Genomic DNA, 19,585 nt, shown 5'->3' with positions numbered 1-19,585 from the left:
GCGATGAAGTCGATCCTGTACGTCTGGCTGCCGTGCAAAGAGATCTACCCCATCGGCCTGACGTACCTCTCGAACTTCATTCACAGTCGGCATCCCGAGATCAACCAGCAGATCTTGGATCTGACGCCCATCCCGGTCGAGCGGCGCAAACAGGTGCTGCGCGAGGTGATCAAACAGAACAAGTCGGATCTCGTGTGTTTCTCTTGGCGCGACATCCAAGTGTTCGCGCCCCACGAGGGCGACGCCAGCCTGAAGTACGCGTTCAACTTCTACCACTCGCTCAACCCGTTCAAAAAAGCCTATGCGTCGTACAAGGGCTTGGAGTTTCTCTGGCGCTACTACCAAGGCATCCGCGAGTTCTTGGGGTACCCCTGGCTGGTGGCCGAGGAGTTCCCGGATACGGCCGTGATGATCGGCGGCGGCGCATTCTCTGTCTTTGCGGATCAGTTGATCCACAAGCTGCCGGAAGGCACCATCGGCATCCTGGGCGAGGGCGAAGAGGCGGTCCTGAAAGTCGTCGAGGGCAAGCCGTTGGATGACGAGCGGTATTTGATCAAACAGCGCGGCACGGTCCACACCGGGAAGAAAGGCCATTACCTGCCGTTGACCGACTTCAGCCTGGACGTGCGTTACCTGTCCAAGATCTACCCCCAGCACACTGTCCACCGCGGCAACTACATCGGCGTGCAGACCAAACGCGGCTGCCCCTACGACTGTCAGTTCTGCGAGTACCCCTACATCGAAGGCAAAGAGGTGCGGCATCGTCCGCCGGCCGCGGTCTTGCACGACATCAAGCAACACTACGAGTTCTGGGGCACGCGCAAGTTCTGGTTCACCGACGCGCAGTTCATCACCGGCCGCGAAGCCTACGTGCAGGTCATGGAAATCCTGGAGCGCATCAAGGCCGAGCGATTCCAGATCGAATGGTCCGGGTACGTGCGCACCAGCCACATCACCGCGGAGCTCGCCAAGTTGATGGTGGCTACCGGCGTGGGCGATCTAGAAGTCGCCATCACCTCGGGCTCGCAAGCCATCATCAACGAACTGCACATGGGTTTTTCTTTGGAGAAGCTCTACGAAGGCTGCCGGCATTTAAAGGATGCAGGCTTCAAAGGCAAAGTGATTCTGAACTACTCCCCCAACTCCCCGGGCGAAACCGAGCAAACCCTGCTGGAAAGCGTCCAATCCTACAAAAAGATCGCTGCGATCCTGGGCGAAGACCACGTCTTCCCCATGCTCTTCTTCCTGGGCGTGCAACCCCACACCGGATTCGAAGACCGGTTGCTGACCGAGGGCTACCTGTCTCAAGGTTACAACCCCCTGTCCCTCAACCCGCTGACCATCAAGAAGCTCCTCTACAACCCCCCGCCCTTCTCCAAGCTCATTGCCAAGGCCTGTTTGAAAGCATGGGAGGCGAAGGAGAAGGAACTGCGTCAGACGCAGGAAATCGCTCGAGATCTCACCGGGCACTACGCGGACACGAATCTGTTCGCCGGAGTGGTGAAGGACTCGGGCAGACAGGTGCTGATCAACATCGAGCGGGAACTGGAGGACCCCGTGGTCCCTAGCTATAGTGTCCCGAGATGAGGGTCGAATGGGACCTAAACAAGGCGCGTGCGAACCTTCGTAAACATAGGGTCTCGTTCGAGGAAGCAGCCACGGCGTTGCGGGACCCGCTGTCGGTAACCGGTGCTGATCCGGACATTCAATCCGCGAGTTTCGCTTCGTGACGTTTGGAGTATCTGAGCGCGGCAGGCTACTCGTCGTGGCTCACACCGAGCGAGGCGACGTCATCAGAATCATTAGCACCCGTGTGGCGAGTAAAGGAGAGCGTACGATTTATGAAGAAGGTTAAACGAGCCCCTAGAAATGATCTTCGACCAGCCTACAAGCGATCTGACTTTGCTGGCCCATTGATCCGAGGAAAATACGCGAAACGCTTGAAACAATCGTCGAATATCGTAGTCCTGCAGCCTGAAGTGGCGGCGGTGTTTCCGAACGACGAGACAGTCAACGCTGCGCTCCGCTCTCTCATCAGGCTCGCCAGGGTCACAACGCGACAAGCAAAGCGTTCCAGCAGTCGCTGAACGCGATCTGGCAGGTGCGCCAAGGGCGATCCTGGACGCGCAAGTTTACCGACTATCTGAGCGTGGTCCTGGTCGGGCCGGTGCTGGTGGTGACGGCCCTGGGGCTTCTGGCCTCGGTGCAGAGCCAAACCCTGTGCATACACGGCGCCTGCCGTGGGCACTCCAGTTCAGGATTGCTATAATGCGGACTTGTCAGGACGAACGCGATGGGCAACGTTCGCCATAGACGTGCGGTGATGCGATCCGATGTTCTATGAAGACGTATTCCGGGAACTTGATCGCCGCCGTATCCGCTACGTCGTGGTCGGAGGAGTCGCGCTCGTCTTACACGGCGTTGTACGATTGACCGTTGATCTGGACCTGATAGTTCAGTTGGAGCGCGCCAACCTGCTGGCCTTCGTCGAAGCCATAGACGCACTGGGTTATCGCCCCCGCGTCCCGGTACCGGCCCGGGAATTCGTGGAGCCGGAGAATCGTCAACGCTGGAAGAGAGAAAAAGGCATGACCGTGTTCAGCCTTTTCCATCCGACTGATCACGGCAAGTTGATCGATATCTTCGTCGACGAGCCCATCCCGTTTCAGGAAATAGATCAGGCCAAAATCATGGTCAAAGCCGCCGACCTCAGCATTCCGGTCATCTCAATCCCTCACCTCAAACGTCTTAAGACGATCGCGGGCCGAGCGCAAGACCTGGCGGATATCGAAGCGCTCGAGGCCATCGAGCGCATGGGCGGTGCCTCATGAGCAAACCGCTCTCCTCCCCAAGGGGATTTGCGTTTCGGCCTGACCTAGACACGCTGAAAGCGTGCCGAGGCATGTCCGCGGAAGACAAGCTCCGCTGGCTGGAAGAAGCCAATGAATTCGTCCGCCGGTTCGTGCCGCCCGAGCGCCTGGACCAATGGGAGCGAATTCGGCGCGGGGAACATGGTGATGGGAAGGAGACTCCGTGACCACCATGCGCGTCGTCCAGGTCACCCAGCCCAAGGGTCCATTCGAGCTGAAGGAGCGCGAGATCCCCGCGCCCGGACCCGGCAAGGTGCGCATCAAGGTTCAGGCTTGCGGCATCTGCCACAGCGACGTGTACACCAAAGACGGCCTCTGGCCCGGCATCCAGTACCCGCGCATCCCGGGGCACGAGGTGGCGGGTGTCATCGATGCGGTCGGCCCCGGCGTGGTGGGATGGCAAACCGGCGAGCGGGTGGGAGTGGGCTGGCACGGCGGACACTGCGGGTATTGCGATTCGTGCCGTCGCGGCGAGTTCGTGACGTGCCCGGTCGCGCCCCAGATCACCGGCATCACGTGCGATGGCGGCTACGCCGAATACATGATCGCGCCCTCGGGGACCTTGGCCCTGATCCCCCAAGGCCTGTCCGCCGAAGAAGCCGCGCCGTTGATGTGCGCCGGAGTCACCACCTACAACTCGCTGCGCAACAGCGGTGCACAGGCGGGCGAGACCGTGGCCGTGCTGGGCCTGGGCGGCCTCGGGCACCTGGGCGTGCAATACGCCAGCAAGATGGGCATGAGGACCATCGCGATCGCGCGCGGCAAAGACAAAGAACCGTTGGCCAAGAACCTCGGCGCACAACACTACATCGACAGCCAGGCCACAGACCCCTCGGCGGAGCTGATGAAGCTGGGCGGAGCCAAGATCATCCTCGCCACGGTCACGGATGCCAAAGCCATGAACGCGGCCATGGGCGGCCTGGGGCTGAACGGGAAAATGATCATCCTGGGCGCGCCCCACGAACCGCTCCAAGTGCCCGCTGTGTTGCTCATCTCCGGCCGCCGATCCGTCACGGGCTGGCCGTCGGGCTCGTCCGTCGATTCGCAGGACACCCTGGCGTTCAGTGCGTTGACGGGCGTTCGGTCGATGAACGAAGTCTTCCCCCTGGAGCGCGCATCAGAGGCCTATGATCGCATGATGAGTGGGAAGGCGCGGTTTCGAGTCGTGCTCACAAGCAGCGGTTGAATCGAACACCCTCCCTTCAACACGTAATGACAACTCGCTTGTTTTCGGTTCGGGGCCTTGTGTTCCTTGCGGCCTTCCTGTCGATCCCCTGTTCGTTAGGACAGGCACGAACACCCGATCGCCCCAGCGACGCGGCGATCCGGCAGGTGGACGAACTCTCCGCGTTGTGGAGCTTCTACAGGCACACCTACATCGCGACCGGGCGCGTGATCAGCCTGGACGAGCAAGGCGTCACCACGTCCGAAGGCCAGGGCTACGCCATGCTTCGCGCGGTGTGGTCGAACGATCGGCTCACCTTCGCGAGCACGTGGCAGTGGACGAAGCAGCATCTTCAGGTCCGGGACGATCACCTGTTTGCCTGGAAGTGGAAGGGCCAGGTGCTCTCGGCCAATTCCGCCACTGACGCGGACACCGACATTGCCTTGGCGCTGATCCTGGCCTCGCGGCGGTTTTCCGAGCCCGCCTATGAACAAGAAGCGCTGGCCGTGCTGGACTCCATGTGGAACAAGGAAATTGCGAAGATCGGGCGCCAGTACTATGTGACCGCCGGGAACTGGGCGGTCCACGAAGACTATCCCACCATCCACGTCGCGTACCTGGCGCCGTACGCGTATGAGATCTTCGCGAGCGTGGACCACCGATATCCGTGGAAACGATTGGTCGACAGCTCCTACGAAATCCTTCATTGGATCTATTTCGAGCAACAACTTCGACTCCCACCCGAGATTCTATTTCTCGATAAACAGACTGGCGAACTTCTCCTGCAACATCCCCGCACCGGGCCGTCGGCGTCCTTTGGGTACGACGCGTTCCCGATCTTCTGGCGGGTGGCGCTGGATGCCCAGTGGTTCGGCCGGCCCCAGAGCGAGCTGCGCCGCACCATGCTCGCGTATTTCCAAGACGAGTGGCGAGCCCGCAAGGCGTTCTTCGATCAATACTCGCTTGATGGACAGCCGCTATCTCGGATCGAAGGCCTCCCCCTCTACGCCACAATCCACGCGCTCGCGCTCCAGGAAGATCCCGCCCTCGCCCGGCTCATCGGCGAAGCGAAGTTGGACCCGCTTCGCACGAAAGCGCTGAGCGGCCGCGGCACGCCCTATTACCTGCACAACTGGCTGTGGTTCGGGCGTGCCTTCGAACTCCAAATCTTGCGGACCTATGACGAGTTCCTGGGATTTTTGCGCCCGTTCGATTTCAAGGGATTCTCGGCTCATTTCCCTTGGGCATTGTTCGCGGTGACGATCGCCCTGTTTTTTGTGACCCGTGTTCATCCCCGTTTCAAACTGGCCTTTCTGGTGTGCGGGGGCGCGCTCTGCGGGAACTACCTGGTCTGGCGCCTCTTCAACACGCTGAACTTTGTGGAAACCGCGGGACCCTTTATCGGCCTGTCGTTGTGGGGAGCGGAGTTGTATGCGTTTTCAACCGTGCTGCTGCTCCTCGTGCAGGTGGGGCTGGGCGGAACGCAGACGCCGCGGATCGCACCGCCGCGACCGGGATTCTCGCCGTCCGTGGACATTCTGATTCCGATCTATTCCGAATCGTGTGAGATCCTCGAGAAAACGCTGGTGGCGGCACGCGCCATCGACTACGCGGACAAACGTATCTACGTGCTGGATGACGGCCACCGCCCCGAGGTGGCCCGCGTCGCGCGGCGATTCGGTGTCACCTACCTCAAAGGCCCGCGAACGCACGCCAAGGCCGGCAACCTCAACCATGCGTTGCGCCAAACGCAGGGCGAGCTGGTTGCGGTATTCGACACCGATCACATTCCCGTGACTACGTTCTTGAACGAGACCGTGCCGTTCTTTGTTGATCCCCAGATGGCGGTGGTGCAGACCCCGCACCACTTCTACAACCCGGACATTTTCCAACGGGCATTCGGAGGCAGCGAGAGGATTCCGAATGAACAGGACATGTTCAACCACGCGATTCAGAACGGGAGGCACGCCTGGAACGGGGCGTTCTTCGTGGGGAGCGGCGCCCTGTTTCGACGCTCGGCCCTCGCCGAGGTCAAGGGCTTTAATCTCATGAGCATCACCGAGGACATCCACACCAGCCAGCATCTGCACGCCGCAGGCTGGCGTACGGCGTTCCTCGACAAGGACCTGGCGGTCGGGCTTGCGGCCGAGAACCTGTCGTCCTATCTCGGACAACGCAGACGCTGGATGCTGGGCTGCCTCCAGATCTTTTTCAAGGACAATCCCCTGCTCCGCCAAGGCCTGACGCCGCGGCAACGGGTAGGGTATTTCGCGTCGCTGTACTATTTCTTCTTTCCCGTGGCGCGGGTGGTGTTCTGGATCACGCCGCTCTATTTTCTGCTGTTTCATTTCCATCCCATTCTCTCGGACGTCTCGATTTTGGTCGCGTACCTGCTGCCCTTCATCGTCATCCTGCCGCTGATCGCCAGCACGCTCCTGCCCGGCTGGCCCCGACTCTTCTGGGCCTCGGTGTACGAAGCCGCGGTGAGCTTTCAACTCTTTCGCTCCATGTTCGACCTCTTCCTGCCCAAACGACTGGGCTTCAAGGTCACGCCGAAAGGGTTGCGGTCCCACACGCGGGCGTTCGATTTCAACTCGTCGACCCTCCCCCTCATCGCGACCGGGATCACCCTGGTGGCGATCGCCAAAGGCCTGTGGGAGTTCTTCTACTTCGGCATCGAAAAAGACGCCTACTTTTTCAACCTGGGCTGGGCCTCGTTCAACCTGCTGTTCCTGGGCATGGGCCTGCTGGTCGCCTGGGAACGACCGCAGCAACGAACCGAGGACCGGATCAGGAAGTCCGTGCCATTCGAGCTGGAGAACGCCGGCGTGTCGCTGCAGGGAACCACGCACGACCTCAGCTTGTCCGGACTCTCGTTCCTGACCGAGTCAAACCAGACCATCCCATTGTCCGGGGAGGTCACCCTCGGCGCCCCCCACCCGATCACGTGCCGGTATCGGGTCGTGTACCATGACCGCGTCTCGCGCCGGGCGTCCCGCTGCGGGGTCGCGTTTCTGGACGTACCCCACGATGACCGGTGCAAGCTGATCGTCGATCTCTTCGCCGACTCCGGAACCTGGAATGGAGCTCATGCCGCCCGAGTGCGTGGCAATTTCGCGATGGCCTTCCATCTGTTCCGCGGCATCGCCCGATGCCTGCGCCCCTTACAACGCCGCACCCGAACCATGCCGCGCAGCAAGACCCTGCGCCGCATCGCGGTGCGGGTCGGGAGTGACCAGCGGCACGTGCTGTTGAGGGACTGGTCTTCACGTGGAATCGGGATCCTGCACTTCGGCAAGGAATGGCCGGTGACCGCGGGGAGCTTGTCGATTGACCAGTTCCACGGCTCAACGCTCCAGGAGGTGTATCGCAAACGCCTGCTGCCCTATGTGTGGCGCGTAGGGCTGCGCATTGCCACGCCCCCGGATGTTCAGACGATCCCCGCTCCCGCGCAGGGCCGCGAGTTGGCCTTGCACCAACACCGCTAGATCCGAGGTTTTTTCTTGAATTGGAACAAGACCCTTCTGACGCTATTGATCGTTCCCGCCATGCTCCTCAACGCCGCGACCGCGTCCGCGGCAGGGTTCAGAGAATCCTGGTACATGTTCCGGGGCAACGCCAACATGGAGATCGGCAACTACAAGGCCGCGATCGAGGCCTTTGAAAAAGTCATCGAACTGAACCCGGACAATCGAGAAGCCATGCGAAGCCTTGGCCTGGCCTACGAGAAACAAGGCTTGAAGGACAAGTCCATCGAGGTGTTCGACCGCTACTTGCAGAAGTACCACGACGATCCGGAGATCGCTTTCAAACAGGCCGAGGCCTTGGAGTGGTCGCGGTACGCGTACCGCGAGAAAGACATGCTGAAGTACTACCAAATGGGGCTGAAGCAAAAGGACGACCCCAAGCGACGCCTCAAGTACGCCTCGCACTTGGCCAAGACCCGGGAAACCAGCCAGGAAGCCGTGGTCCAGTACGAGCGGGTCCTCGCGAGCCAGCCCCGCAACGCAGGGGCGCACCGCGGGCTGGCCAAAGCCTACGCCTGGCTCGGCGACCGCGACCGCGCCCTCCATCACGCGAACCTAGCGGACCGTTATGCCATGACAGAGACCGGCGATCTCACCGCGCTGCGGCGCGACATGAGCAAGGGCCGCGAACCCACCCTTGAAGGCATCGTCGGATTCCTGGCCCAGCCCGGAGATCCCTTCGAGCTGTATGCCGTCCGGCTGGGCTCGCGCGTCAAGGGCGACCTGACCCCGTTCACCACCAGCACGCTCGAAGCCGGTCTCGAGTACTTCGGGGATTCCTCAGACAACGCCACTGGAGGCTACCTCGCGTTCGGGACCCAGGCCCGCTTCAATCCGTCCAATCGCATCGACGGCATCCTGGAATATCACGGGGCTGCGCTGGCCAATACCCTGGCCTACACCCTCGAGTACACGTACGCCGCAGCGTCCTTCTCGCTTCGCCCGGGCGTCAAACGCGAGCTCAAATACGACTCCCTCCCCGCTCTGGTGGGGAGTCGGGTCTCCGGCCAACTCATCGGCGCCGCGCGCTCGACCTTGTTCTACACCGACCTAGCCGTCTCCAAAGGCAGCCTCCAGGTCGACGCCACACCGTTTGCCGGCTGGGTCGAAGGCGAGTCACTGAGCAACAACGGGCAGGTGGGGCTGGATGCGAAAGTGGCCATGCCGTTCTGGAGCCGCGATGCCTGGACCGTGTCCGGCGAATACCTGCTGTACGCGACCCACTACGCCAACGACCAGTCAGAATTCGACACCGGCACCGAACCCCTATCCGGCTACTTCAGCCCCCGCCTGTTCGTCAACCAAACCCCGCGCCTAGTGGCCACGCACGTCTCCCCCACCAAGAACGAGCTCTCCGTGGCCGCAGGCCCGGCAATCCAGTACATCGACGAAGCAAACGACGACCCGGCGTTCCGCGTCGGTGCCGACGCCCACGTCTCGTACACCACGCGCGTGCCGGACCGCCTGCTGCTCAAATTCATGGCGGACGTGACCCAGATCACCGGCATCCAGACACGCCTGCAGCTGCAGGGGCTCGTGGTGTACACGTTTTGATCGGAAACAGCACGCGCCGGTCTCCCTGCTTGAACGACGTCACAGCCTTGTGTTACGGTGGCGCCTGACTCACCAAGGATCGGGGTCGAGACCTCGAATGCCGGACGGATATGGCACCCACGCCGATTACATCGGCCGCATCGACACAGAGGTCCAAAGCCGTCAGCAGGACGTTGCGGCGGCGCTCAAAGAAGCGTTCGCAGGTTTTCTTGAAACCCGCCCGGTCGACGTCATTGTCTTCGCCAACGTGGGGGTGATGGATCTTGCGAACGCCATTCGCACCCACCCCGTCGTGTTGAAACCACTCCTCACCGCGTGCAACATCGCGGGCCGGGCCATTGAGCGCGATCTGCAGATCAAAAACGTGGACACCTACAGCCCGCGGCTGTCTCCGGACCATGCGACCGCGATCGCAGGCTATCTCAAGCCGTTCCTCCCGCCGTACTTGGAGATTCCGTCAATCGTCAACGTCGACCGCGTCGCGTTCGTGGACAAGGAGATTCGCAAAGGCAAAGGACGCTGGGAGCGTGGAATCGTGGAGGCGCTGAACCGCTTCGGAACCGTAGCGTTCAAGAAGCGGAAATTCGCGGTCCAGAAAGAGGAGTTCGAACTGGACGCTGCGGCGCCCGCGACCGGCCCGATCCGACTCGGGATCGACGTGAAACGAATCGAAGCGCGGCGGGACATCCACAAACGCTGCGACGAGATCGTCAACAAAGCGGCAAAGTTCAAGCAGGCGTTCAAAGGCGCGAAGTTTGCCGCGGTCATTTATTATCCATTCATTGACGAGCACATCAATATTCAGAACCGCTTGCGGTCAAAACACATCAACGGCATATTCTTCGCGTCCGAATCAGACGATTCGATCGAGAACGCCGCCCGCATGTTGCTCGGCCAGTTTGAAATGGCGCGATGACCCATCAACCGCTCAAAACCGTGCACCGTTTGATCCAAGGCGACGCCCGCGACCTGTCGTTCATCCCGAACGAATCCGTCCATCTGGTCGTCACCTCTCCGCCGTACTGGACGCTCAAGGAGTACCGTCAACACCCGGACCAACTCGGCCACGTCGCGGATTACGAAGTGTTCCTCGCGCAACTGGAGCGCGTGTGGAAGGAGTCCCTGCGCATTCTGGTACCCGGTGGCCGGCTCGTGTGCGTGGTGGGCGACGTATGCCTCTCACGACGGGCGAACGGCCGCCATGTCGTCGTCCCACTGCACGCTGACATTGCCGTGATCTGCCGCCGCCTCGGGTTCGACAATCTCAACCCGATCATCTGGCACAAGATCGCGAACGCTTCGTACGAGGTGGAAAACGGCTCCAAGTTCTTGGGCAAGCCCTACGAACCCAACGCTATCATTAAGAACGACATCGAATTTATCCTGATGCAACGCAAACCCGGCGGATACCGCAAACCCACGCAAGCACAGCGCCGGGACAGCAAGATGAAGAAGGAGGAATTCGACGCATGGTTCCAGCAAATCTGGACCCTGACAGGCGCATCAACCCGGGAGCATCCAGCGCCGTTTCCCTACGAATTGGCTTACCGGCTAGTGCGAATGTTCTCGTTCACCGGCGATACCGTGCTGGACCCGTTCTGCGGGACGGGGACGACCATGGTCGCAGCGATCAAGACCGGGAGGAACAGCATCGGCGTCGAGATTGACCCGGCGTACGTCGAGCAGGCGCGGCAGCGGATTGAGAAGGAGAATCACTCGCTGTTTGGCGATGTGAGGGTTCAATACGAGGCGGCAGAAGATCTTGGATACCAAGGGTCTCAGGCCCACGAAAGCGTGCCGAGGTATCGAAAGTCTGGACGGCGGCGCGGCGCGAGGGTGAGTCTGTAGTCGCGGCCAGAAACGGGCATCACGATTCCAGACCTCGCCTCCCTCGCTGATGACGAAAGGCGCAACCTCACATCCCGAGGCACCGCAGAAGGTAGTGTATCTGTTTGGGGCGGGAGCAACGCATGCTGAATTAGCAAACATCGAGGAGAATTCAGAGAGCGAAGTCTTTCTGAAACAATATGGCCTGCTGATGAGTCCCACGGCCAACGCTCCAGCGGTCTCGCTTTCCGCGCTGCCGGAGTCACGCCTCGAAGCCGGCACCGTGGTCACTTGGACGGGCCGCGATGCAGATGACGATTTTCTCACGTACACCCTTCGTTACAGCCCGGACGGCTCAACCTGGCACGTCATTACGCTGGATGTGGCAGGCCGCGAAGACTACCAGTTGGCTTCCGCGGATGCCCTCCCCGGGAGCACGGCGGGCGTGCTCGAAATCCTGGTCAATGACGGCTTCTACACCACGTCCGACCGACTGACCGGGGTCCTGGTCTCACCCAAGCCACCCAGCGTGGTGATCCACAGCCCGCGGCAGGGCCAAACCGTGTCGATTCGCGCGCCGCTCGTGCTGTCCGCGGGCGTCCAGGACCCGGAGGAAGGTGTCATCACGGATGACGCGGCCCTGGCGTGGACGTCGAGCCTTGACGGCGCCCTGGGAACCGGAACCGATGCCGTGGTCCCGCCCGGACTCCTTCGGCCCGGCACTCACACCCTCACCCTCACCGCCATCGACGCCAGCGGAGCGACCTCGAGTCAATCGGTGCCGATCACCGTCGAGTAGGCCGTTTACGTCGGGCATCCGCGGGGTCCGGCTTGACCAGTTGACTTTGCGACAGTGCTCGGTGCTAACCTCACCTAACATGGCCACTCGCCGCAGACGTCAGCTATCCACTCAACCCTCCCCAACCCTTACCCGCTGCCCCTGGCCCGTGGCCGACGACCCGCTCTACATCGCCTACCACGATCAGGAGTGGGGCGTGCCGGTGCGCGACGACCGCAGGATCTTCGAGTTCCTCGTGCTGGAGGCGTTCCAGGCCGGATTGTCCTGGCGCACGATCCTTTATAAGCGGAAGAACTTTCGGAAGGCGTTCGCCGGGTTCGATTACCGCAAAGTGGCGAGCTTCGGCCGCCGGGACGTGGCCCGCCTGCTCAAGGACGAGGGCATTGTGCGCAACCGCCAGAAGATCGAGGCCGCTATCACCAACGCCCAGCGCTTCCTCGAGGTCCAGAAGGAGTACGGGACCTTCGCCCGCTACATGTGGTCGTGGGTGAACGGCAAGCCGATCGTCCATAACCTACGCACGCTCAAAGACTACCCGACCGTGATCGACGAGGCGGTGGCGTGGTCCAAAGATCTAAAGCGGCGCGGCTTCAAGTTCCTCGGCCCCACCGTGGTCTACGCACACATGCAGGCCGTTGGCATGGTAAACGACCACACCATGGATTGCTTCTGCCGCGCTACACGCACGGATTAACGCCGCCTCTGGGGATGGTCATGACCACCCAAACCAAGAGAGTGCTGGTCGGGGCCGCGATCGCCCTGATCCTTGCGCTGGCCGGAGGCCTGTGGTGGTTCTACCACTCGCTCGACTCGCTCGTGGCGTCCGCGATCCGCACGTTCGGTCCTGAGATCACCGGCGTCTCGATCCACCTGAAGCGCGTGACGATCGACGCGTTGGACGGGCGCGCCGCGCTGCACGGGCTCGTGGTCGGCAATCCTCAGGGGTTCAGGTCCGATCACGCGCTCTCGCTCGGCGAAATCAGCATGATGCTCGACCTCAACTCCCTGACCAAAGACGTGATCGTCATCAAGCGGATTTCGATCGTAAAGCCGGACGTCACCTATGAGGTGGGCGCGGAAGGCAGCAACCTCGGCGCCATCCAACGCAACGTGGACCGCTACGCCGGCAAACGCCGCAGCCCTAGCGCCCCGCGATCGGACCGCGACTCGGGCAAGAAGTTCGTGATCGAAACACTAACTATCCAGAACGCCACCGCCACGGTCAGTACCGCGGCGGTGAAGGGTGAGGCCGTCTCAGTGCAGCTCCCCGACCTTCATCTCAGCAACATCGGCAAAAAATCCGGCGGCGCCACCGCCGGCGAAGCGGTCAAGCAGGTCCTGGGCGCGCTCGTCCAGAACGTGACCCGAACAGTCGCGTCGCGCAACCTCGGCGGGATACTCGACGAATTGAAAAAAGACCCTGGCGCAGCCGTGGACAAACTCAAGGGCTTGTTTCGTTGACGCCGGCAGCCTGGAGTCATACCCAGGAGAGGGGCGCCGTTCTGGCTGAACACCGTCGTCAAACCGATCTCCTCGAACCCGTCCCGTTGCGCCAACACCCAACGTGGTTAGCCCCCTCCCTCGTTTGAGGCGAGGGAGTACGTTATTCGGATGATGGACTAAGGGGATGAGGACAGTCATCCTGAGGGCGACAGCCGGACCAGTGGAAGGAGGCAACCATGTTAAAGCGCAGACAGCCCACGATCGGTTTTCGCAAAGGGAAGAGGGCGGAGGTGATCAGCGAGGAGCTACAGCCCGAACCCACCGTACCCATGCTCAGAGACCTCAGAACGTACTTGCACGACAACAAGGTGAAATACGTAGTCGTCACGCACTCTCCAGCGTACACGGCTCAGGAACTCGCGGAGATCCAGCACGTCCCGGGCAGACAACTGGCCAAGGTGGTTATGGTCACGGTTGCCGACCGACCTGCGATGGTCGTTCTTCCGGCCACCCACGTCGTTGATCTTGAGCGCCTCACCGCAGTGACGGGCCAACCGGTTGAGTTGATGAACGCCGACGACTTTGAACCGCTGTTCCCGGGCTGCGAGCGGGGCGCAGAGCCGCCGTTCGGTCAACTCTGGGGACTCGATATCTGGGTTGATACATCGCTCGCCGACAGCGCGGAGATTGTCTTTAACGCCGGCTCGTTCCGCGAGGCGATCCACATGGCCTATCAGGATTACATCCGGCTCGCGGAACCGCGGATCGCAACGTTCGCCAAGCACCAGTAGTCACCCGGCGCCGAGCGGTCACCCCAGACCCGACTATCTCACCAGGACAGTCGAACCCCGTGGGGACCCGACTCGCTGTTCGTGGCCTATCACGCCCAAGACGCTGGGAACGTTGCGGCACACGTGGCATTGTTCTACAGTGAAGCGACAATTCAGCCGGAGTGGTGATGGAACGGGTCCGTGTGCTCATCATGGGCGCCGCGGGTCGGGACTTCCACAATTTCAACGTGGCGTTTCGACAGAACCCGCGGTACGAGGTCATGGCGTTCACGGCCGCCCAGATTCCGAACATTGCGGGGCGGACCTATCCGCCCTCGCTCGCGGGTTCGCTGTATCCCGCGGGCATCCCGATCTACCCGGAGGCGGAGCTGGAGTTTCTGGTCGAGAGCCACCGGATCGATCGCGTCGTGTTTGCATACAGCGACGTATCGCACGAGGAGGTCATGCACGCCGCCTCGCGCGTGATCGCTTGCGGGGCGGACTTTACCCTGCTGGGCCCACGCTCCACCATGATCCCGTCCCACAAACCCGTGGTGTCGGTCTGCGCGGTCAGAACCGGCGCGGGCAAGAGTCCGGTGGTCCGCGCCATCGCGCGGCTGCTGCGGGACGAGGGAATCCGGGTGGTGGTGGTTCGGCATCCCATGCCGTACGGCGATCTGGAAAAGCAGGCGGTACAACGCTTCGAAACTCCGGAAGACCTGCAACGGGCCGAATGCACCATTGAGGAGATGGAGGACTATGCCCCGCATCTTCGGGAGGGGGTGGTGGTCTACGCGGGTGTGGACTACGAACCCATCGTGCGGCAGGCCGAAGGCGAGGCCGACGTCATCCTGTGGGATGGGGGGAACAATGACCTGCCGTTTCTCCAATCCGACCTGGAGATTGTGCTCGTGGATCCGCACCGTGCCGGGCACGAGCGGTCCTTTTTTCCGGGAGAAGCCAACCTCTTGCGGGCGGAGGTGTTGATCCTCACCAAGCTCGACACCGCCAATCCCGGCCAGATCGACGCGGTGCGGGCCACCATCCGCACCCACAATCCGCAAGCCGTCGTGATCGAGTCTGCCATGCCGGTAACCATCGACCACCCTGAGCTGGTCCGCGATGCGCGCGCTCGTGATCGAGGACGGGCCGACCCTGACGCACGGTGGGATGTCATACGGCGCTGGCGTGTTGGCCGCTCGCCAAGCCGGCGCGCGCGAGCTGGTGGATCCTCGCCCGTACGCGGTGGGGAGCCTTGCGGACACGCTCGCCCGTTACCCGCACCTGGAACGCGTGCTGCCGGCCATGGGTTATGGACCCGACCAGATCGACGACTTGGCGGAAACCATCCGCCGGACCGATTGCGATGCGGTGGTGCTTGCTACACCGGTGGATCTGCGCCAGGTCATCAAGGTCACCCAACCCAGTTGCCGCGTGACGTACGAGTTTCAGGAGCGCGCAGGTCCCTCGTTGCGAGAGGTCCTGGGCCGCGTGATCGCGAAAGCGCGGTCTCGTGCCTGAACCATTGCTCCTGGCCCTGGGCGGCAACGCACTCGTAAAACCAGGCCAAGCCGGGAGCATCGAGGAGCAAGCAGCCACTCTGCGTAGGTCACCCCGGGGTGTCGTTGAATTGATTCGGCGCGGGTATCCGATGGTCATCACCCACGGCAACGGCCCGCAGGTTGGCCATATTCTGATCCGCGCCGAGCTCGCGCGCGGTCAGGCGTACGACCTGCCGCTGGACGTCTGCGTCGCGCACTCGCAACCGGAGCCTGAAGGCCTTCGGCACCGCTCGCTCGAACTCCGCAACGCGCTGCTGGCCCTGCACAAGGCGCTCATCGACTCCGAACGCGTGAGTTACGAAAAGGCGATGGGAAAAATCCAGTCGCCGAATCAGTTCCTGCACCTGCTCACCAGCGATCCCTGGTTCGCCTGGCTGCAACCCCTGTCGTCTCTCATTGTCTCGGTCGATGAGATATTGGACCAGAAGGAGCCGTTGGCGAGCGAAGACGGAGGCCTTGATCAGCCAGTCCGGTGGGCTGCTCAGGCCCTCGGAACACGCCAAAGGGTTTTCCGGGCACTACTTCCAGGCCTTGCAGCGCGACCCCCACGTGGTGCTCGCGTACGCGGAGGCGATGAGATTCCTCGGCGCGAAGAGATCCTAACTCTACCACCACCGGCCGTGAGGCAGTCGTCCGAGGATCTTGATGACGATCAACGCGAAAATCAGCCGCTTCATCTTCTTCTCTCACATACCGCCGTGTTTTCATCATGAAACCAATCAGCCGCGCATTCCTATCCCCCAAAAGAAGCGTTTTCGGGAAACATCTGGCGAGGCCGAGAGACACCACGTCGCGGGCTGTATCCTTCCTGACATAGCTCCGACGCCCCCCGTATAATGGGCGAGCACCGTAAGATGATCAGTCGGTGTGACCAGCGAGTCAGATATGGCCGATCGGAGGAAACGATTACCAACCAACGTGGCCGGCAGTTTCTATGTCGATGCCACTTGCATTAACTGCGATACCTGCCGGCAACTGGCTCCGACGAGCTTTCGAGAGGTCGGTGAAAATTCGGCCGTGGTCAATCAGCCGCAGGGAAACGATGAACTGTACCAGGCGTATCAAGCCCTGTTGGCCTGCCCGGTGGGCTCGATCGGTGCCGAGCATAGCGACAAAGCGCGCTTCCAGAAGGCGCTGGCCAGCTTCCCGCTTCATCTGGCTCACGACGTGTATTACTGCGGCTTCAACTCCGAGAAATCGTTCGGGGGCAACAGCTACTTCGTCCGTCATGCCGCCGGGAATTGGCTGATCGATTCACCGCGCTACCTCCGGCCGCTGGTGGAGGCGTTCGAAGCGCAGGGCGGGATTCGCCATATCTTCCTCACCCACCAGGACGATGTGGCCGACTCAGCCCTCTACGCGAAGCACTTCGGCGCCGCCCGGATCATCCACCGGGCGGATGCCGCGGCCGCTCCGGACGCGGAGTGGATCGTGGAAGGCGACGAGCCGGTCACCGTGTCGGAGCCGTTTCGGATCATTCCCGTGCCGGGGCACACCAAGGGCAGCATGGCCTTGCTCTATGCCGAGCAATTTCTGTTTTCCGGCGATCATCTCTGGTGGGACCGGGACCTCAAGGAACTGGGAACTCCGCAGAACCTGGTCTGGAACAAGCGGCTCCTGCTGAAGTCCGTGGCCAAACTCCTCGACCATCGCTTCGAGTGGGTGCTCCCCGGCCACGGCGACCGCATCCGCCTTCCAGCCGGTGAGATGAAGGTCCACTTGGAACGGCTGCTGGAGCGCCGCCGCACCGCTGGGGTGGCGCGCGGTTGAGGGCTCGGTTCGGACTCGTCGGCGTGAGGTGACCGTCGAACTCAGCGGCAGACCGCGCCGAACACGCGCACGCAGTTCCGGCCCGCGTGTTTGGCCTCGTACAGCGCCTGATCCGCGCGATGAATGAGCTCCTCGGGAGTCGGCGCCTGCGGCTCGTCACGGCCCAACGTGCTGACCCCGAAGCTGCACGTCACCGCCGCTTCATCCGGCAGCAGGCGTTCCCTGGCGGCCTCGATCCGAATCCGCTCCGCCAACGCGAGGGCCTCGTCTTCACCAGTTTGGGCCATCAGGATCACGAATTCTTCACCGCCAAACCGCGTCACCGTGTCGTAGGCTCGCACGTACCGGGAGAGGACCTGGGCCAACCCGCGGAGCACCTGGTCGCCCGCCACATGACCCCACCGGTCGTTGATCGACTTGAAGTAATCGATGTCGATCACGATCACCGACAACGGCTGACGCAATCGCACAGCGCGATCCAGCTCGCCGACCATGACCTCGTTGAGGTATCGCCGGTTGTAGAGGTTGGTCAAGGGATCCCGGATCGAGAGCGTCTTGATTTGTTCAAACGCCTGCTGTTTTTGAATGGCCAACACAGCCTGGGTGGCGAGCGGTTTCAACATGCTCAGGATGGAGGGGCTGAACGTGCGGGGCCTGAAATCATCCACGTACAGAATGCCGACCGGGCCGCGGTCCGAGAGCAACGGCAAGGCGACCAGCGAGCGGATCCCCTCCTTGATCAGCACGGGGTTCTGGAAGGCCGGATAGTCCGCGATATTGGGCACCACCACCGGTTCGGTTTGGCGGAGGATGTGCTCGGTCAGCCCGCCGGACCGGACCGGGTACACGGCGTGGTCCCGATAAAAGCCCGAGGAAAACCCCTTGGCCGCGACCAAGTACAGCTCGTTTTTTTCATGATTGACGATGGACAACGATCCCGAGGGCATCTCGGTGATGCGGGTTCCCCCGGTCACGATCGCTTCAAAGATTTGCTCCGGGGTCTGCGACCGCGACAACATCAGGTTGATCTCCGCGAGCACTTGATGTTCCCGCAAGTACTCTCGGACCTGGATCTCCCGCTCCTCCAGCGTTTGGATGACGTTCCAGAGCAGGTGCGAGACCTGCCCGGACACGAGGTCGAACGAGCGCCCGGCAAGGGCCTCGAGACGGGCTTGCACCGTGGGATTGCCGGTCAAGTCAAAGACCAGATCCACGTCTCCGAGCGGAAGCCGTTCGAACGGTTCGTTGATGAAGATCGGCAACTTCGCGTGCCGCGCCAGCACCAACCCCGGCGCGTTCGGGTCCACGTCATGCACCCCCACCACCGAGACCCACTCGAACTGCAGAAGGCGGCTCAGCACGGCCTGGCCCCCTTTGCCGGCTCCAATGAGCAACACCCTGACCATCAGAAGCTCTCCGGTCCGACCGATCACTACCCTAGCCCAAAAACGGCCATTGTCAAAAGCGCACGGCATCCTGCAACGCGTTCCTGACCCCGGCGGTCGAGCGGCTACGGCTGATCTGATGGGAACCAGCCCCCGATCGACCCGGCCGATGCCCAAGACACCTACCATCTCGGCGTGGTCTATCAGGAGCTGGGCCGCACGGAGGAGGCGGTGCAGGCCTACCAAGACACGATTCGCCTTAAACCGGATGACGCGGAGGCGCACAACAATCTCGGGGCGCTTTACCAGGAGAAGGAGCGGTGGGACGACGCGCTCACCGAATACCCAACCCGCCGCGCGGATCGATCCGACGCTGCCCCAAGCCCACTATGGGATGGGCCGAGTCTTCGAACACCAGGGCCGACCAGAAGACGCGATTCGCGCCTACCAGTCGGCCGTCCAACACAATCCCCAACACGTGGACGCTCACGTCGCACTCGCGGGGCTCTACCTGACCCGCGGCGACAAAACCGCCGCGATCAACACCTTCGAAGCCGCGCTGCGCCTCGCGCCCGACGTCCCCGAAGGCCACTATCAAGTCGCGCGCCTGCTCGATGACGTGGGACGCCGCGGTGAAGCCCTGTCGCACTATCGCCGTTTCGTGGAACTGGCCACCCCGGCCAGGCGAACGCCCGCGCCTGGGTGCAAGCGCGCATCCGCGCGATCGAGGCCGCCGAGTCGCGTCAGCGAAAATGAGACGGGTCGCGCCACTCCCCCATGGGTGGCGCGACCCGCTGCTGGGCCGTGGGGGTGGGCGGACACGGCCAGCGTCGTTCGCGGGAATGGCTACGTCTTCCGGCGCTTCGAGATCCGTTTCAGCGCCTCAATGCCCGAGCGTCCATGGCCGCGCACC

The 19,585-nt window shown here is 62.1% G+C and carries 17 protein-coding genes and 3 pseudogenes; 19 read left to right on the top strand and 1 reads right to left on the bottom strand.

Going from position 1 to position 19,585, the window contains the following annotated elements; genetic code table 11:
• Positions 1-3: 3 nt before the first annotated feature.
• From AB1451_11890 to AB1451_11810, 17 genes and pseudogenes are all read left to right on the top strand, one after another.
• Positions 4-1,587 (top strand): radical SAM protein, encoded by a 1,584-nt coding sequence (locus AB1451_11890; protein ID MEW6683603.1) that lies wholly within the window; start codon positions 4-6, stop codon positions 1,585-1,587.
• Positions 1,584-1,855 (top strand): annotated as a pseudogene (locus AB1451_11885) (BrnT family toxin). Before AB1451_11890 ends, AB1451_11885 begins: the two are co-directional and overlap by 4 nt.
• A 246-nt stretch (positions 1,856-2,101) precedes the next feature.
• Positions 2,102-2,269, top strand: a complete 168-nt coding sequence (locus tag AB1451_11880) for a hypothetical protein (protein ID MEW6683602.1) — start codon at positions 2,102-2,104, stop codon at positions 2,267-2,269.
• A 64-nt stretch (positions 2,270-2,333) separates the two neighbouring features.
• Positions 2,334-2,831, top strand: coding sequence for a nucleotidyl transferase AbiEii/AbiGii toxin family protein (locus AB1451_11875; protein ID MEW6683601.1), 498 nt, complete (start codon positions 2,334-2,336; stop codon positions 2,829-2,831).
• A 71-nt stretch (positions 2,832-2,902) separates the two neighbouring features.
• Positions 2,903-3,037 carry a hypothetical protein gene (locus AB1451_11870; protein MEW6683600.1) on the top strand — a complete coding sequence of 45 codons (135 nt, stop codon included), beginning with the start codon at positions 2,903-2,905 and terminating at the stop codon, positions 3,035-3,037.
• Positions 3,034-4,056: an alcohol dehydrogenase gene (locus AB1451_11865; protein ID MEW6683599.1), complete on the top strand. Its 1,023-nt coding sequence runs from the start codon at positions 3,034-3,036 to the stop codon at positions 4,054-4,056. The genes AB1451_11870 and AB1451_11865 overlap by 4 nt, the downstream gene beginning before the upstream one ends.
• A 38-nt stretch (positions 4,057-4,094) precedes the next feature.
• A complete protein-coding gene (locus tag AB1451_11860; GenBank protein ID MEW6683598.1) occupies positions 4,095-7,523 on the top strand; it encodes a glycosyl hydrolase family 8 in 3,429 nt (1,142 codons plus the stop codon).
• A gap of 15 nt (positions 7,524-7,538) precedes the next feature.
• Positions 7,539-9,116 (top strand): tetratricopeptide repeat protein, encoded by a 1,578-nt coding sequence (locus AB1451_11855; protein ID MEW6683597.1) that lies wholly within the window; start codon positions 7,539-7,541, stop codon positions 9,114-9,116.
• 97 nt (positions 9,117-9,213) lie between these two features.
• Positions 9,214-10,032, top strand: coding sequence for a hypothetical protein (locus AB1451_11850; GenBank protein MEW6683596.1), 819 nt, complete (start codon positions 9,214-9,216; stop codon positions 10,030-10,032).
• A complete protein-coding gene (locus AB1451_11845) occupies positions 10,029-10,964 on the top strand; it encodes a site-specific DNA-methyltransferase (GenBank protein ID MEW6683595.1) in 936 nt (311 codons plus the stop codon). The genes AB1451_11850 and AB1451_11845 overlap by 4 nt, the downstream gene beginning before the upstream one ends.
• Before the next feature lie 190 nt (positions 10,965-11,154).
• Positions 11,155-11,742: a hypothetical protein gene (locus AB1451_11840; GenBank protein ID MEW6683594.1), complete on the top strand. Its 588-nt coding sequence runs from the start codon at positions 11,155-11,157 to the stop codon at positions 11,740-11,742.
• Between the two features lie 79 nt (positions 11,743-11,821).
• Positions 11,822-12,436 carry a DNA-3-methyladenine glycosylase I gene (locus AB1451_11835; GenBank protein ID MEW6683593.1) on the top strand — a complete coding sequence of 205 codons (615 nt, stop codon included), beginning with the start codon at positions 11,822-11,824 and terminating at the stop codon, positions 12,434-12,436.
• A 20-nt stretch (positions 12,437-12,456) separates the two neighbouring features.
• Positions 12,457-13,203, top strand: coding sequence for a hypothetical protein (locus tag AB1451_11830; GenBank protein MEW6683592.1), 747 nt, complete (start codon positions 12,457-12,459; stop codon positions 13,201-13,203).
• 218 nt (positions 13,204-13,421) lie between these two features.
• Positions 13,422-13,976, top strand: a complete 555-nt coding sequence (locus tag AB1451_11825; protein ID MEW6683591.1) for a YbaK/EbsC family protein — start codon at positions 13,422-13,424, stop codon at positions 13,974-13,976.
• 167 nt (positions 13,977-14,143) lie between these two features.
• Positions 14,144-15,476: pseudogene (locus tag AB1451_11820) on the top strand (cyclic 2,3-diphosphoglycerate synthase).
• Positions 15,477-15,606: 130 nt separating this feature from the next.
• Positions 15,607-16,230, top strand: coding sequence for a hypothetical protein (locus AB1451_11815; protein MEW6683590.1), 624 nt, complete (start codon positions 15,607-15,609; stop codon positions 16,228-16,230).
• Between the two features lie 172 nt (positions 16,231-16,402).
• Positions 16,403-17,287 (top strand): MBL fold metallo-hydrolase, encoded by an 885-nt coding sequence (locus AB1451_11810; GenBank protein MEW6683589.1) that lies wholly within the window; start codon positions 16,403-16,405, stop codon positions 17,285-17,287.
• Positions 17,288-17,328: 41 nt separating this feature from the next.
• Here AB1451_11810 and AB1451_11805 read toward each other — a convergent pair whose 3' ends face one another.
• Complete coding sequence (locus tag AB1451_11805) at positions 17,329-18,693, bottom strand: sensor domain-containing diguanylate cyclase (protein ID MEW6683588.1); 1,365 nt, start codon at positions 18,691-18,693, stop codon at positions 17,329-17,331.
• A 174-nt stretch (positions 18,694-18,867) separates the two neighbouring features.
• Here AB1451_11805 and AB1451_11800 point away from each other — a divergent pair.
• Together AB1451_11800 and AB1451_11795 are read left to right on the top strand one after the other, a co-directional pair.
• Positions 18,868-18,996, top strand: a pseudogene (locus AB1451_11800) (tetratricopeptide repeat protein).
• On the top strand, positions 18,941-19,585 hold a 645-nt coding region (locus tag AB1451_11795; GenBank protein MEW6683587.1), incomplete at its 3' end, for a tetratricopeptide repeat protein. The pseudogene AB1451_11800 and the gene AB1451_11795, both read left to right, overlap by 56 nt.

The organism is Nitrospirota bacterium, assembly GCA_040757335.1.
Taxonomy (GTDB): Bacteria; Nitrospirota; Nitrospiria; order 2-01-FULL-66-17; family 2-01-FULL-66-17; genus JBFLXB01.
The sequence above is the reverse complement of the archived record's forward strand: the minus strand, read 5'-3'. Positions and strand labels throughout refer to the sequence as shown.